The sequence below is a fragment of the Enterobacteriaceae bacterium ESL0689 genome (genome assembly GCA_029433525.1).
Lineage (GTDB): Bacteria > Pseudomonadota > Gammaproteobacteria > Enterobacterales > Enterobacteriaceae > JAQTIF01.
Genome location: JAQTIF010000001.1, coordinates 588745 through 603692, shown reverse-complemented (window position 1 = coordinate 603692; position 14948 = coordinate 588745). Strand labels below are relative to the sequence as shown.

Here is a 14948-nt window from a genome sequence, read left to right as displayed (position 1 = left end):
ATGCGGATACTGTTTATCATCGATGGCTTACCTGGCGGCGGGGCGGAAAAAGTCGTGCTGACGCTGGCGGCGAATTTTCTACGCCAGGGCGATCAGGTATCGCTGTTTTCGCTGCGTGATATATGTGAATATCCGCTGCCTGAAGGGCTGGATTATCAGGTTATCAGTGATCACTGCCGTCAGCCATGGCGCAAGCTGACAGAGCTTTCTCGGCGTGCCCGCCAGCTTGATCGGGCGATCCGCCAGGCCGAACAACAGGGCTCGTTTGATCTGGTGCTCTCTCATTTGCACAAAACCGATCGTATCGTCGCCCGCAGCCGCGCTCTTCGCCATCATAACCTCTGGTTTTGCCTGCATGGTGTTTTCTCTGCGTCCTATCTCGGCCAGCGCCACGGTATTCAGCACTGGCTGAAAAAACAGAAGATTAAGCGCGTCTATCAGCAACGCAATATCGTGACTGTTTCTGATGCGGTGGGCCAGGATCTGCGCAGCCACTTCGCGGTTCAGCCTGCGCAGCTCAAAACGATTTACAACCCGTTCGATATTGCCACACTGCGTGACCATGCGGACGCCCAGGCCGATTATCCCAGCGGGGATTACCTGATCCACGTTGGTCGCTTTCATCCGGCTAAACGCCATGATCGCCTGATTGCCGCCTATGCCGAAAGCGGTATTAACGCGCCACTGGTGTTGCTGGGACAAGGGAAGCCAGAGCAGGAACACTCTCTGCGCCAGCTGGCACAACAGTATCAGGTGGCGGATCGTGTATTATTTAAAGGGTTCCAGTCCAATCCGTTTCCGTGGATTAAACATGCGCGGATGCTGGTACTGAGTTCCGATAGTGAAGGCTTTGGCAACGTCGTCGTCGAAGCGCTGTTACTGAATACACCGGTCGCCAGTACCCGCTGTCCCGGTGGCGTGACGGAAATACTGAGCGGAGAATTAGCCCAGGGTCTTGCTGATCTCAGTAGTACAGCACTGGCTCAGGTGATGCAAAACATTTACTATAAACCACCCACTATCCAGCAGTCGGTACTGGAAAAATTTAATGTCGATGTTATCTGTCAGCAATATCGTCAGCTATGTCGCGACTGATATCACCAGGGATGTATAACTATGCGCCAGAGACCTTTATTAAGTATTGTGGCTGCTGTTTATAACGGCGAAAAATTTCTTGCCAGCTTTTTCGACTGTATTCAGCAACAACAGCTGGAAAGTTACGAACTGATCCTTGTGAATGATGGCTCCACCGATGGCAGTATGGCTGTGATTGAGCAATGGCAGTCACGGTTGCCTGATATTGTCGTTCTGCAACAGGAAAACCAGGGGGTCTCGGTGGCACGTAACAGCGGGCTGGCTGCGGCTCGCGGGAAATATCTCGCCTTTCCAGATATCGACGATAAATTTTACCCGGGAATGTACCATACCCTGCTGGAGATGGCTGAAAAAGGCCATCTCGATATTGCGACCTGCAATGGGCGCTATGTTTACGAAAATCAGGACACGATCCGACCCATTTTCCCCTCAGACCGACTTCCTTCCTCAGCTATTTTGCCTGGCCATCTCTGGCTGAAACAGGCACTGGATTCACGCAAATTCCTCCATGTGACCTGGCTCAATCTCTATCGTCACGACTTTATTACCCAACATCATTTTCAATTTGAACCCGGGCTGCGCCACCAGGATATTCCGTGGACCACCGAAGTATTACTGGCCGCAGAGCGGGTACAGTACACCAGTGAATTGTTTTACGATTACTACATTCACTCACAATCGGTGTCACATCAGCCCAATACTGACGACACACTGATTCGTTCTGCGCACCACTATATGAAAATCCTTGAAATGCTGGAGGCCATTAACCAGCGTTACGCCGATAAAACCTGTCACATTAAAGCCTGCCGCTGGCAAATCGCCAAAGAGGGGTTAGGCATTATTCATACTATCGACGGGATTAATGATCGCGTGAAGCAACAAGCGCTCATCAATGAGTTTTTCGCACGTGGAAGCTGGCGACTTATCTGGAAAAATGCTCATGATCTGCGGTTGCGCTGGCGACTGGCTCGTCGCTATTTTCGGCTGAAAAAAAGATTAAAACAGCCACCGATGCAATAAAACAGACAGCGGGCGGCGATGTCAAACAGCCCGGCGTTAAGCCAGAGGCTTCACCTCACTTTCTGCGCTAATGGTGATTGATATTGCCTGAAAACATAGCTTTCAGTGCGCTAAATGCTTAGAATTTCCTGCGCTAACATAAAACGGATAAATCGCTTGGAACTCCTTTACACCGTCCTGCTCTATCTTATTCAGCCGGTTATCTGGTTGCGGCTCCTGTGGCGCAGCCGGAAAACAGCTGCCTATCGTCAACGTCTGAGTGAACGTTATGGTTTCTGCCACCACAAAGTAGCTCCGCATGGCATTTTATTGCACTCAGTTTCCGTCGGCGAAACGCTGGCGGCTATTCCGCTAGTACGGGCATTACGTCATCGTTATCCCTCTCTGCCGATCACCGTGACCACCATGACGCCAACCGGATCAGAGCGCGCGATGTCCGCTTTCGGTAACGATGTTCATCACGTCTATCTGCCCTATGATTTACCTTGTGCGATGAACCGCTTTCTTAATGCTGTTCAGCCAAAACTGGTGATCGTAATGGAAACCGAGCTATGGCCCAATATGATCAGGGCGCTTCATCAGCGTAATATTCCCCTGGTTATCGCCAATGCGCGTCTGTCGGCGCGTTCTGCGAAAGGCTATGCCAGAGTGGGGAAATTTGTGCATCGCCTGCTCAGTCGAATCCCCTTGATTGCGGCACAAAATGAGGAAGACGGCAATCGTTTTATTGCCTTAGGACTGCCGCGCCAGCAACTGGCGGTCACCGGCAGCCTCAAGTTTGATATTTCTGTCACCCCGGCGCTGGCGGCGCGTGCCGTTACCCTGCGTCGCCAGTGGGCACCCCATCGTAAAGTATGGATTGCTGCCAGTACCCATGAAGGGGAAGAACTGATTATTCTGCAGGCGCATAAAAAACTGCTGGAGACCTTCCCGGATCTGTTATTAATTCTGGTGCCTCGCCACCCTGAACGCTTCGCTGATGTGCGGATCATGGTAAAAAAAGCGGGTATGAGTTTTACATTACGCAGCAGTGGTGACGTCCCTTCAGCCACTACTCAGGTGGTCATCGGCGATACGATGGGGGAGCTGATGCTGCTGTATGGTATTGCCGATCTGGCCTTTGTCGGTGGCAGCCTGATCGCGCGCGGGGGGCATAATCCGCTGGAGCCAGCAGCACATGCCATTCCGGTGCTGATGGGGCCACATACTTTTAATTTCAAAGATATTTGTGCCCGGTTACAGCGGGATGATGGCCTGATTACCATCATGAATGTGGATTCGCTGGTCACTCAGATAACCCACTTATTGAATGATGAAGAGTATCGTCTGTGGTATGGCCGTCATGCGGTAGACGTGCTACGTCAGAACCAGGGGGCATTATCACGTCTGCTACAGTTACTGCAACCTTACCTGCCTCCACGGAGTCACTAATGCCCGTCCATCTCTCCGTCGTCATCATTGCCAGAAATGCGGCAGCCCTGTTACCCGACTGCCTGGCATCGGTCAGCTGGGCAGATGAAGTGATCGTCCTCGATTCTGGCAGTGATGATGGGACGGTCGACGTGGCGCGTCGTTTCGGCGCAAAAGTCTATATTGACAGCGACTGGCAGGGCTATGGCATTCAGCGCCAGCGGGCCCAGCAATATGCCACCAGTGACTGGATATTGATGATAGATACCGATGAACGAGTGACACCCGCGCTGAAACAATCACTGCTCGGGGTACTGTCCGCCCCACAAGCGGGGGTTATCTATAGCATCGCCCGACGTAACTATTTTCTTGGACGTTTTATGCGCCATAGCGGCTGGTATCCTGATCGCGTGATGCGCCTGTACCAGCGCGACCGCTACCATTATAACGACAACCCGGTTCATGAATCACTGGTCAGCGAGGGGGCCAGGGTGGAGGCATTAAGCGGTGATTTGCTGCATCTGACCTGCCGTGACTTCGCCATTTTCCAGCAAAAACAGCTCGCCTATGCCAGCGCCTGGGCACAGCAACACCATTTACAGGGGAAAAAAACATCACTTGCTGGCATCTTCGGCCATACCCTGGGGGCGTTCATCAAAACACTGTTGCTCCGTGGCGGCATCCTCGATGGTAAACAGGGCTGGCTACTGGCGGTGGTTAACGCCCAGTACACCTTCAACAAATATACCGGGCTGTGGGCAATGAACCACGGCTATTCTGTCAGGGAGGAATAATGGGTCGAAAAGCGATTTATCCAGGTACTTTTGATCCGGTGACCAACGGGCATATCGATATCGTCACGCGTGCGAGCCGCCTGTTTGACCATGTGCTGCTGGCGATTGCGGCCAGTCCCGGCAAACAGCCGATGTTCACCCTTGATGAACGTGTCACCCTGGCAAAACAAGCGACGTCGCATCTGGCGAATGTTGAGGTGATCGGCTTTGGTGATCTGATGGCGGATTTCGCCCGTGCGCAACAGGCGACGATTTTGATTCGTGGGTTACGGACGGTGATGGATTTCGAATATGAAAAGCAACTGGCGCAAATGAATGGTCATCTGATGCCGGATCTGGAGAGCGTTTTTCTGATGCCCGACCCGCAATGGTCATTTATTTCTTCGTCGCTGATCAAAGAGGTAGCGCGTCACCAGGGGGATGTCTCACCTTTTTTACCTGACAATGTTCATCAGGCGTTGCTGAAAAAGTTACAGTCAGGTTTTCATTTCTGACACTGACGACAATAAAATGTCGTCCGTTGGCCATGCTTGCTGGCAACAATCGGGATACCGCACTGGTAGCATGGTTTACCTTTACGGCCATAGACCTGTAATTGCTGGACAAAATAGCCCGGCTTACCGTCGCTTTGCAAAAAATCCTTTAACGTCGTGCCACCCTGCTCAATCGCACGTAACAGCACCGTCTTAATCGCCTTAACCAGACGCTGACACTCTTCGGCTGATAACGAAGATGCCAGCCTGTCAGGATGGATGCCGGCATAAAATAAAGATTCATTGGCGTAAATATTTCCCACGCCAACCACCAGTTTATTATCCATCAGCAATGGCTTAATCGCGGTTCTCTTTTTCGCGCATTTTTGCTGTAAACAGGCGCTGTTAAAGTCATCACTCAAAGGCTCCGGCCCAAGATGGGCCAGCGCAGGATGTCCTGCCAGTTCTGTTGTCCACAACCAGGCACCAAAACGACGAGGATCAGTGTAACGCAGTATTTTGCCGTTACTCATAATCAGGTCAACATGGTCATGTTTTTCCGCAGGCAGCGGCTCGGTCAGAATGCGCAGGCTGCCTGACATTCCAAGGTGGATCAGAATCCAGCCGGTGGGTAACTCCAGTAGCAGGTATTTAGCCCGCCGACGCACACTGAGTATCGGCAGATTATTAAGGTGATAAATTTGTTCGCTGATCGGCCAGCGCAGGCGGCCATTACGAATCACCGTACGCAGAATGGTCACCCCCCGAAGATGAGGCTCAATCCCACGGCGACTGGTTTCTACCTCAGGTAATTCAGGCATTTATTCTCCTTTATTGCTCCCTTATCCTGGCAGACGGCAATCCGGCGCTTTTCACCAGGCATCAGCAAAAAGAAAAACCCCGCAGAAGCAGGGTTTTTTCTGACAAAGAGCGGAAAATTATTTGATTTTCGCTTCTTTGTATACAACGTACTGGCGAATAACGGGATCGAATTTTCTCAGTTCCAGTTTTTCTGGTTTAGTACGTTTGTTCTTCGTCGTGGTGTAGAAATGACCTGTACCAGCAGAAGAAACCAGCTTGATTTTCTCACGAATACCTTTAGCCATGATTTATTTCCTCTTTAAGCACTCAGCACTTTTCGCCACGGGCACGCAGCTCAGCGAGAACTGTATCAATGCCTTTCTTATCGATAACACGCATACCTTTAGCAGATACGCGCAGGGTAACAAAACGCTTTTCGCTCTCAACCCAGAAACGGTGAGAGTGCAGGTTTGGCAGGAAACGGCGCTTTGTCGCATTCAGTGCGTGGGAACGGTTATTACCGGTCACCGGACGCTTGCCAGTAACTTGGCAGACTCGGGACATGTCTCTATTCTCCAAAAATCAAATTAGCTCGAGCTTCGTATGGGGTATTGGCGCCTCGTCAGGCTTTACAGCCCGGTCATCGCCGTGCATTTAATGGATCAGCGATTGCCAGGCCCAAATGCCAAACCCGAGATTCTCAAAGGTGGCGTAGTATACGCTGACTCAGCGATGTGCTCAAGTCCCGCACAGATAAAGATCCCGCAGGATCACACAAGATAACGCGCTAAATCCATCCACGTTCGGCAAAAGAGATACAGGCACCACGGCCAATGACCAGATGATCAAGTACCCGAATCTCCATAAAATCGCAACACTCTATCACTCTTTCGGTGATTAATCTGTCAGCCTTACTGGGTTCGGGGCAACCAGAAGGATGATTATGGGCCAGGATCACCGCTGCCGCGTTGACTTTGATTGCCTCGCGGACAATTTCTCGTGGATGTACTTCAACATGGCTCAGCGTACCCGAAAAAAGGCGGCAATGTTTCAATACCCGATTCTGATTATCGAGGAAAATAACGATGAACACCTCCCGTTCTTCATCTGCCAGCTGACTTTGTAAAAACTCTCGTGCCATTAGCGGGGTCGAGAGTGGCGATTCGTTCATGATGCGCAAACTAAAATAGCGTCGTGCCAGCTCGGCAATGCCTTTCAACTGTGCATATTTCGCCAGACCGATGCCATCAATCTCATCAAACTCGGCTTTATCCGCTGACAACAGACCATATAATGAGCCAAAGCGCTGCAATATATCATGCGACAAAGTTATCACATTTTTTTGCCGTGTTCCTGTACGCAGAAACAGTGCCAGCAGCTCAACATCGGTTAAAGAGCCGACGCCATAAAGCTGCATTTTTTCCCGGGGCATCGGGGGGGATAACGTATCCATAACCAACTCTCCTCTCCTGTGCCGCTGATTATCACACACCCTCTCTGCCCTGACCGACAGTGATAGCTTTCTCTTGCGTAGCGCCTCGCAAAATGAACCGCTGGCTTCCCTGCGATAGCTTATGGATTATGATAAGATGCGCAGATTCTGGCGTACTGCAACAGGAAAACCATCATGAGTCTGAGCGCTAAAAAGATTGTTCTGGGCGTAAGCGGTGGCATTGCCGCTTATAAAACGCCTGAGCTGGTACGCCGTCTGCGTGATCGTGGTGCCGATGTCCGTGTCGTGATGACACCCGCGGCTAAAGCTTTCATTACGCCATTAAGTTTACAGGCGGTATCAGGGCACCCGGTTGCGGACAGCCTGCTTGATCCGACAGCAGAAGCGGCGATGGGCCATATTGAGCTGGCTAAATGGGCTGATCTGGTGATCCTGGCGCCCGCCACCGCCGATCTGATCGCTCGCCTTGCTGCTGGCATGGCCGATGATCTGGTCTGCGCGATCTGTCTCGCCACTTCTTCACCGGTGGCTATCGTTCCGGCAATGAACCAGCAAATGTACCGGGCAGCAGCCACGCAGCATAATCTGCGCGTGCTGGCAGCGCGCGAGCTGTTGCTGTGGGGGCCAGACAGCGGTCATCAGGCTTGTGGTGATATTGGCCCAGGGCGTATGCTGGAGCCGCTGGCGATCGTCGATCTGGCGGCCAGCCACTTTTCGCCAGTCGATGATTTACAACATCTCAATATCATGATTACCGCGGGTCCAACCCGCGAACCCCTCGACCCGGTACGCTATATCACCAATCACAGCTCCGGCAAAATGGGCTTTGCCATTGCCGCAGCTGCCGCCAGCCGGGGGGCGAAAGTGACACTGATCAGTGGTCCGGTCTCTTTGCCCACCCCCGCCGGAGTAGAGCGAATCAATGTCACCACCGCACTGGAAATGGAAGCGGCGGTGCAGAAAAATATCCGCCAACAACACATTTTTATTGGCTGCGCCGCCGTCGCTGATTACCGGGCTGCCGATGTTGCAAAAGAAAAAATGAAAAAACAAGGCGATGAATTAACGATAACATTGATCAAAAATCCGGATATTGTCGCAGGTGTTGCTGCACTGACAGCTCATCGTCCTTTCGTCGTTGGGTTTGCCGCTGAAACGAATAATGTGGAAGAATACGCACGACAAAAACGTCTTTGCAAAAATCTCGATTTGATTTGTGCTAATGACGTTTCACAGCCTGATCAGGGGTTTAATAGTGATAACAACGCATTACACCTTTTCTGGCAGCAGGGCGATAAACGTTTACCGCTGACGCACAAGGAACGCCTTGGACAATTATTACTCAACGAGATTATGGCCCGTTATGATGAAAAAAATCGATGTTAAGATTCTGGACCCGCGCATTGGTCAGCAATTCCCCTTGCCCACGTATGCTACCGCCGGTGCTGCCGGGCTGGATCTGCGCGCTTGTCTCGACAATCCAATCGAACTGGCTCCCGGTGCCACCACCTTATTGCCAACAGGTCTGGCGGTCTATATCGCTGACCCGGCACTGGCGGCAATCATTCTGCCACGCTCCGGACTGGGTCATAAGCACGGTATCGTACTGGGTAATCTGGTCGGGCTTATCGATTCCGATTACCAGGGACAGCTTATGGTTTCCGTCTGGAACCGGAGCCAGCAGAGCTTTACCATCGAACCTGGAGAGCGCATTGCGCAAATGGTATTTGTCCCGGTGGTGCAAGTGGAATTTAATCTGGTAGAAGATTTTGACGTCACTCAACGTGGTGAGGGTGGCTTTGGTCATTCCGGACGGCTATAAGCCGGACGATAATACAGTCTGTATTTCAAATAACATCGCTATAAATGGCCATTTGCGGGTATTTTCCTGACCCGTGCTTATTTTCAGGGGTTTGTTATCCATGACAGCAAAACAGGCGGCGAAAAGGAATCGTCGTGAAGAAATACTTCAGTCTCTGGCTTTGATGCTGGAGTCAAGCGACGGTAACCAGCGCATTACAACAGCGAAGCTAGCCGCGTCAGTGGGTGTCTCTGAAGCGGCGTTATACCGCCATTTCCCCAGTAAGACACGCATGTTTGATAGTCTGATCGAGTTTATCGAAGACAGTTTGCTGACCCGTATCAATTTAATTTTAAAAGACGAGAAAGATACCTCTTCACGTCTGCGACTGATTATGTTGTTGATTCTTGGGTTTGGTGAACGTAATCCTGGACTAACACGCATTTTGACCGGTCATGCGCTAATGTTTGAACAAGACCGCCTGCAGGGACGAATCAATCAACTCTTTGACCGCATTGAAGCACAACTGCGCCAGGTGATACGTGAGAAAAAACTGCGTGAAGGCCAGAGTTATAGCAGTGATGAGTCTGTGCTGGCCAGCCAGCTAATGGCTTTTTGTGAAGGCATGTTGTCACGGTTTGTGCGCAGTGAATTTAAATATCGGCCAACCTGTGATTTCGATGCTCGCTGGCCGCTGATCGCCGCACAACTCCAGTAATCATCCTCTCGTGGCGGGCGCCGGGCTGGGGAAGCAGCGCCTGGCGTTACCCGGCATCATTGGTCTGACGGACAAACAGTACCGAAAAACGCAGCGTACTGGTGGTACATAAAGATTTCGGACACGCGCCAGGGCCATAATAGCCCTGACGAGTCAAGCCGTTATACGCCAAACTTTTCCTGATAAGCCCGTACCGCTGCCAGCTGCCCGGCCATCTGTGGTTTCTCTGCCAGATAACTCATCAGATCCTGCAGGGTAATAATCGCCGTTACTTTACAGCCATAATCGCGTTCCACTTCCTGAATAGCGGAAAGCTGACTGTTGCCACGCTCCTGACGATCCAGCGAAATCAGCACACCGGCAAGCGTGGCACCATGCGCCTGAATCATTGTCATCGATTCACGAATCGCCGTACCGGCAGTGATCACATCATCCACCAGCATAACCCGCCCCGCGAGCGGGCTGCCAACCAGATTGCCACCCTCGCCATGCTGCTTTGTCTCTTTACGATTAAAACAATAAGGCACATCCCGATCATGATGCTCTGCCAGCGCAACCGCTGTTGTTGTCGCAATCGGTATCCCTTTATAAGCCGGGCCAAACAAGAGATCGAAGTCGACGGCTGAATCAACCAATGCAGCGGCATAAAAACGGCCTAATAACGCCAGATCATGGCCAGTGTTAAACAGGCCCGCGTTGAAGAAATAGGGACTTTTACGCCCGGATTTGAGTGTAAACTCACCAAACCTGAGCACCTGTTTGTTAAGCGCAAAATCAATAAACTGGCGCTGATAGAGTTTCATGGACAAGCTCCTTATCTTAGGGTCTGACTCATCAGGCTATTTGACTGGTCGGTCTGGCGCCGGGCAGTGCCGGAAAGTTGCTCGGCGCTGCCCATGTCCAGACTGCCTGCGTTAATCACGCCTGATGGGATAGACGCTTATTTTTATCATGGGTTATCTGGGTTAATTTTTTAGCAGTAATATGCAAAAAAAAAGCGACTATTCAGTCGCTTTGCTATCAATTTTCCAGCGCCGCTTTCTGTAGCGGGATCAGGGTAGCAATTCCCTCCCGCGCCAGCGCCAGTAAAGTGAGAAATTCTTCATGGCTAAAGGGCTCGCCTTCCGCCGTACCCTGCACTTCAATCATGCGGCCATCTTCCATCATCACCACATTCATATCCGTTTCTGCAGCAGAATCTTCAACGTACTCCAGATCGCAAAGTGCCTCACCATTAACGATACCGACAGATATAGCCGCCACCATCCCTTTCATCGGATTGTTTTTCAGTTTCCCTTTTGCCACCAGCTTATTGAGCGCATCAGCCAGTGCCACGCAGGCCCCGGTAATTGACGCCGTGCGCGTACCGCCATCCGCCTGTAACACATCGCAATCGAGCGTAATCGTAAATTCACCCAACACTTTCAGATCGACGGCGGCACGCAGTGCCCGGGCAATCAAGCGCTGGATCTCCATAGTACGGCCACTCTGTTTACCTTTTGCCGCTTCGCGCAGGTTACGGGTATGGGTTGCTCGCGGTAACATGCCATACTCTGCGGTGATCCATCCCTGACCCTGACCTTTCAGAAAACGTGGCACACCCTCTTCTACCGAGGCGGTACACAATACTTTGGTATCACCAAATTCGACCAGCACGGAGCCTTCTGCGTATTTTGTATAGTGACGGGTCAGGATGACAGGGCGCGTCTGATGAGCGCTACGACCTGCTGAACGCATAATGAATACTCCGGTTTGTAATAAATGTGGCTGCGCATTATAGCCTAAATTATTCAGTATGCATTGAGGCGATCAGTGGCTGATAATGCACAAGCTGAAAGATGACAGCAACATGCCGGGGCAGATTCGCTTATTCCTGTCCTGTCAGAACCAGGACAGCTATAATCCCTCCACTTTTTTTAATAACAGGAACAGTTATGATCCGCAGTATGACCGCCTATGCCCGGTGCGAAATCAAGGGTGAATGGGGAAGCGCCATATGGGAGTTACGCTCAGTCAATCAACGCTATCTGGAAACCTATATCCGCCTGCCGGAACAGTTCCGCAGCCTGGAGCCGGTAGTGCGTGAGCGTATTCGTTCGCGTCTGACGCGCGGAAAAGTCGAGTGTACCTTACGGTTTGAACAGGACCCAGGAAGCCAAAGCAAACTCATCCTGAATGAAAATCTTGCCAGACAACTGATTAGCGCTGCGCAGTGGATCAGGACACAAAACCGTGAAGCAGGAGAAATCAACCCAGTTGAGATCCTGCGCTGGCCCGGCGTGATGGCGGCCGCAGAACAGGATCTTGATGCGATTACCACTGACATTCTCTCCGCCCTGAACGATGCGCTGGATAACTTTATCATTGCCCGCGAAACCGAAGGAAAGGCCCTGAAAACACTTATCGAGCAACGTCTGGACGCGGTCACGACGGAAGTGGAAAAAGTACGTGCCCATATGCCAGAAATCCTGCAATGGCAGCATGACCGTCTGGTGAGTCGACTGGAAGAGGCGGAAGTTCAACTGGAAAATAACCGTCTTGAACAGGAGCTGGTGTTACTGGCACAACGTATTGACGTTGCTGAAGAGCTGGACCGCCTGGAGGCACATGTCAAAGAGACGAGAAATATTCTGAAGAAAAAAGAGGCTGTTGGTCGTCGGCTCGACTTTATGATGCAGGAGTTTAACCGCGAATCAAACACCCTGGCTTCGAAATCCATCAACACCGACATCACCAGCTCAGCGATTGAGCTAAAGGTATTGATTGAACAGATGCGTGAGCAGATTCAAAACATCGAGTAACGTTGCATACTGTCGCACTCAGTAGCATAAAACCAATACAGCCCGCTAAATGCGGGCTTTTTAATTTTCATACTGTCGCATATGATTGCATAACATCGCGGGGAAATGGTGTACCCAAAGGTGTACCCAAACGTATTTTAGCAATTGTTTTTGGGTACACCCCCTACTCAACACACAGGCGACACTATGGCAAAGCTGACAGATATTTAGATACGGGCATGGATTAAGGCAGGAGAACGGTTTGAGGGGCGCTCAGACGGCAACGGGCTATACCTGCGCTACCGGGCGGGGGATAAAGTCCCTATATGGCGCTACCGGTATAAGTTTTCAGGTAAAAAGCGCGTGATGCAGATCGGCTCTTACGGTGAGCTTTCGTTAGCCAAAGCACGAGAGACAGCCAAAGAGCTATCAGCCCGTGTTGCCCTGGGCTTTGACGTAGCCGGGGAGAAGCAGGAGCGCAAAGCCGACGCGCTGGAGAAAATGGAGCAGGAGAAAAACGCGCTCCGTGTAGCTGAATTAGCCGCAGAGTATTTCGAGCGCCAGATTATGGGACGGTGGAAACACCCGGATATTCTGCGCCGCCGCATCGACAAAGACATTAACCCCAACATAGGCCATCTGAAAGTAGAGGACGTTCGCCCCCGGCATATCGATGATATGTTGCAGAAGATCGTCTCTCGCGGTGCCCCAACCATTGCCAATGACGTACTACGCTGGACGCGCCGCATATTCGACTACGGAATCAGGCGGCACATGCTGGAGATTAACCCCACTGGCGCTTTTGAGGTTGCCGATGCTGGCGGGCAGGAGAAAAGCCGGGAACGCTGGTTAACCCGTGAAGAACTTATCCAGTTCTTCCAGGCTAACCGCCACCAGTATCTTGAGGAACGCCTGGCGGCACTTGAGCGCTGGGCGGGTTTACTGGCGGCTCTGGAGAAAGGAGAGGATTACAACGTAGTACCAATAGCAAACAGGAAGTAATACCGTAATTTCTGGATATAAATATTCACACTGTTCACTAAAAAGAATAAGAAAATGATTTATAAGTAAAAATACAGGTGAATACTTATAATTTTAGTGTTCACCAAGTATTAATACTATTCACCTTAAAGGGCTTTGATTTTTACCCCCCGCCCGTTAAATTTGCGCGATTGATGTATCTATTTACATCACCCTTATCTGATGCTATGATTTACATCAATAAGGAGATAAGCCCATGCCCGCTGTTGAGTTGATGAACCGCCGAATCCAGATAGCTGATAACGCTTTTGCCTCAATCCGCATTCTGGAGGTAGACCCGGCAATATTAGGAAGCCAACACCAGTACAAATACAGCCTGGCCTACATCGTAGATGGTGTGTGCGTCATGAGGTATGACAACGAGCGCGGCAAAGGTGATCATAAATACATTGGCGAACAGGAACACCCGGTGATATTCACCACCATTGAAAACCTGATCGCCAGTTTTCATGCAGATATTAACCTGTTAAGGAGGTAACACCATGCGAGTGCTGACCGTCAGAGTAATGACCGTTGATGATGCTTTCCGGGCGGCAATGTCGGACGCCTCCCGCGCAATGAAAGGGGGTTTTATCGGCTCAGAACTGGTATTTCCCACTGTGGAACAACTGGCAAAAACCATGCTTGCCCCTAACCGCTGGCAGATCATCAAAGCAATGGAAGGAAAGCAGGCGGTGTCTATCCGCGAGTTATCGCGCATTGTTAATCGTGATTTTCGCGGCGTGTATAACGATGTTCAGTCACTACTGAACGGGGGAGTTTTGGATAAGGACGCCGAGAAGATCGCGTTACCCTATGACCGGATACACATTGAGTTCAACTCAGACGATGCAGCGGCGTAGCCATGCCAGCTAAAGCCACCAGCCAGAAAGATGATTTTTCTGGCTGGTGGCCGGAATGAAAACTTTGCAAATCTGCACAGATTCGCAAAATCGCTAACCCCCTGATTAAAATTAATTTCCCCCATTGGGGGAAGCTGAATAAACCCTAGGCATTTCATCATCCTCCAAAACTGGAGGATCAACCCGCCACCAGCACACGGCCAGAAACGTCCTCAAACCCGCGCAGCAGAAATGCAGGCGTTTTCATCTGCCCGGTAGCTTTCAGTACCAGATCCATATCCAGCCTGACGCCCAGCGCCACCAGACCGCCGTTAACGAAGTTCTCTGCCCCTGACAGCAGATTACGCACTTGCATACGGTTGGTTTCAAATAAGTCAGCCACATCGCGCAGGGAGAGGCGCAGGACGTAATAAGCAAAGAGCACCTCACGTTCTGCATCGCGGCCAGCAATGTGTAGCCTCGATACGCAGGCGTCGATTATCAGGCCGTCATCGTCGGTACAGGACGGACGCAAAGATGATTTACCCGCCAGCACTCCCCGGAAGGTGGCACAAATAGCAGGCCACGCAGAGCGGTTTTCTTCATGCGCCGCCCATTCTCCCCAGCGTTGCATCACTGCCCGTATATCACGCATTATTCAGCCCTCACCCTGTAAATGTTCATAACTTACTGATTTTAAACGTAGAGCACTTTACTCTACGCCACCAGCCCGCACCCCGA

General features: G+C 51.2%; 20 protein-coding genes. 12 read left to right on the top strand and 8 right to left on the bottom strand.

The genetic code is table 11. From position 1 onward, the window contains the following. The 5 genes from PT300_02990 to coaD all read left to right on the top strand — a co-directional run bounded on the left by PT300_02990 (window position 1) and on the right by coaD (window position 4813). Window positions 1–1095 carry a glycosyltransferase gene (locus tag PT300_02990; protein MDF7679628.1) on the top strand — a complete coding sequence of 365 codons (1095 nt, stop codon included), beginning with the start codon at window positions 1–3 and terminating at the stop codon, window positions 1093–1095. A 21-nt stretch (window positions 1096–1116) separates the two neighbouring features. Next, window positions 1117–2115, top strand: a complete 999-nt coding sequence (locus PT300_02985; GenBank protein ID MDF7679627.1) for a glycosyltransferase — start codon at window positions 1117–1119, stop codon at window positions 2113–2115. 156 nt (window positions 2116–2271) lie between these two features. Then, a complete protein-coding gene (gene waaA, locus PT300_02980) occupies window positions 2272–3546 on the top strand; it encodes a lipid IV(A) 3-deoxy-D-manno-octulosonic acid transferase (GenBank protein ID MDF7679626.1) in 1275 nt (424 codons plus the stop codon). Next, on the top strand, window positions 3546–4319 hold the full coding sequence (locus PT300_02975; GenBank protein ID MDF7679625.1) for a glycosyltransferase family 2 protein: 774 nt from the start codon (window positions 3546–3548) through the stop codon (window positions 4317–4319). Before waaA ends, PT300_02975 begins: the two co-directional genes overlap by 1 nt. Next, entirely contained in the window at window positions 4319–4813 is a 495-nt protein-coding gene (coaD, locus tag PT300_02970; GenBank protein MDF7679624.1) for a pantetheine-phosphate adenylyltransferase, read from the top strand. The genes PT300_02975 and coaD overlap by 1 nt, the downstream gene beginning before the upstream one ends. On the opposite strand, the gene mutM is transcribed toward coaD, so the two are convergent. The 4 genes from mutM to radC form a co-directional block, all read right to left on the bottom strand. Continuing rightward, window positions 4804–5613: a bifunctional DNA-formamidopyrimidine glycosylase/DNA-(apurinic or apyrimidinic site) lyase gene (gene mutM, locus PT300_02965; GenBank protein ID MDF7679623.1), complete on the bottom strand. Its 810-nt coding sequence runs from the start codon at window positions 5611–5613 to the stop codon at window positions 4804–4806. The two genes, coaD and mutM, sit on opposite strands and share 10 nt — an antisense overlap. Window positions 5614–5730: 117 nt before the next feature. Beyond that, window positions 5731–5898 carry a 50S ribosomal protein L33 gene (rpmG, locus tag PT300_02960; protein MDF7679622.1) on the bottom strand — a complete coding sequence of 56 codons (168 nt, stop codon included), beginning with the start codon at window positions 5896–5898 and terminating at the stop codon, window positions 5731–5733. A 22-nt stretch (window positions 5899–5920) separates the two neighbouring features. Next, the gene (gene rpmB, locus PT300_02955) at window positions 5921–6157 is read right to left on the bottom strand and encodes a 50S ribosomal protein L28 (GenBank protein MDF7679621.1); all 237 of its coding nucleotides are present in this window, start codon (window positions 6155–6157) and stop codon (window positions 5921–5923) included. Between the two features lie 223 nt (window positions 6158–6380). After that, window positions 6381–7046, bottom strand: a complete 666-nt coding sequence (gene radC / locus PT300_02950; GenBank protein ID MDF7679620.1) for a DNA repair protein RadC — start codon at window positions 7044–7046, stop codon at window positions 6381–6383. Window positions 7047–7220: 174 nt separating this feature from the next. Here radC and coaBC point away from each other — a divergent pair, with 174 nt between their 5' ends. The 3 genes from coaBC (at window position 7221) to slmA (ending at window position 9565) form a co-directional block, all read left to right on the top strand. Then, window positions 7221–8432 (top strand): bifunctional phosphopantothenoylcysteine decarboxylase/phosphopantothenate--cysteine ligase CoaBC, encoded by a 1212-nt coding sequence (gene coaBC / locus PT300_02945; GenBank protein ID MDF7679619.1) that lies wholly within the window; start codon window positions 7221–7223, stop codon window positions 8430–8432. Further along, complete coding sequence (dut, locus tag PT300_02940) at window positions 8410–8868, top strand: dUTP diphosphatase (protein ID MDF7679618.1); 459 nt, start codon at window positions 8410–8412, stop codon at window positions 8866–8868. The genes coaBC and dut overlap by 23 nt, the downstream gene beginning before the upstream one ends. A 100-nt stretch (window positions 8869–8968) precedes the next feature. After that, window positions 8969–9565: a nucleoid occlusion factor SlmA gene (gene slmA, locus PT300_02935; GenBank protein MDF7679617.1), complete on the top strand. Its 597-nt coding sequence runs from the start codon at window positions 8969–8971 to the stop codon at window positions 9563–9565. 46 nt (window positions 9566–9611) lie between these two features. On the opposite strand, the gene PT300_02930 is transcribed toward slmA, so the two are convergent. From PT300_02930 to rph, 3 genes are all read right to left on the bottom strand, one after another. Next, on the bottom strand, window positions 9612–9737 hold the full coding sequence (locus tag PT300_02930) for a hypothetical protein (GenBank protein ID MDF7679616.1): 126 nt from the start codon (window positions 9735–9737) through the stop codon (window positions 9612–9614). After that, window positions 9727–10368: an orotate phosphoribosyltransferase gene (gene pyrE, locus PT300_02925; protein ID MDF7679615.1), complete on the bottom strand. Its 642-nt coding sequence runs from the start codon at window positions 10366–10368 to the stop codon at window positions 9727–9729. Before pyrE ends, PT300_02930 begins: the two co-directional genes overlap by 11 nt. 217 nt (window positions 10369–10585) lie before the next feature. Next, a complete protein-coding gene (gene rph / locus PT300_02920; protein ID MDF7679614.1) occupies window positions 10586–11302 on the bottom strand; it encodes a ribonuclease PH in 717 nt (238 codons plus the stop codon). A gap of 197 nt (window positions 11303–11499) precedes the next feature. Between rph and PT300_02915 the strand changes: the two genes are divergently transcribed. The 4 genes from PT300_02915 (at window position 11500) to PT300_02900 (ending at window position 14228) form a co-directional block, all read left to right on the top strand. Next, window positions 11500–12366 carry a YicC family protein gene (locus PT300_02915; protein ID MDF7679613.1) on the top strand — a complete coding sequence of 289 codons (867 nt, stop codon included), beginning with the start codon at window positions 11500–11502 and terminating at the stop codon, window positions 12364–12366. Between the two features lie 210 nt (window positions 12367–12576). Further along, window positions 12577–13347 carry an Arm DNA-binding domain-containing protein gene (locus PT300_02910; GenBank protein MDF7679612.1) on the top strand — a complete coding sequence of 257 codons (771 nt, stop codon included), beginning with the start codon at window positions 12577–12579 and terminating at the stop codon, window positions 13345–13347. A 235-nt stretch (window positions 13348–13582) separates the two neighbouring features. Beyond that, a complete protein-coding gene (locus tag PT300_02905) occupies window positions 13583–13864 on the top strand; it encodes a DUF6516 family protein (GenBank protein ID MDF7679611.1) in 282 nt (93 codons plus the stop codon). A gap of 4 nt (window positions 13865–13868) precedes the next feature. Beyond that, window positions 13869–14228 carry a transcriptional regulator gene (locus PT300_02900; GenBank protein ID MDF7679610.1) on the top strand — a complete coding sequence of 120 codons (360 nt, stop codon included), beginning with the start codon at window positions 13869–13871 and terminating at the stop codon, window positions 14226–14228. Between the two features lie 178 nt (window positions 14229–14406). On the opposite strand, the gene PT300_02895 is transcribed toward PT300_02900, so the two are convergent. Further along, window positions 14407–14862, bottom strand: a complete 456-nt coding sequence (locus tag PT300_02895; protein MDF7679609.1) for an antiterminator Q family protein — start codon at window positions 14860–14862, stop codon at window positions 14407–14409. Window positions 14863–14948: the final 86 nt, after the last annotated feature.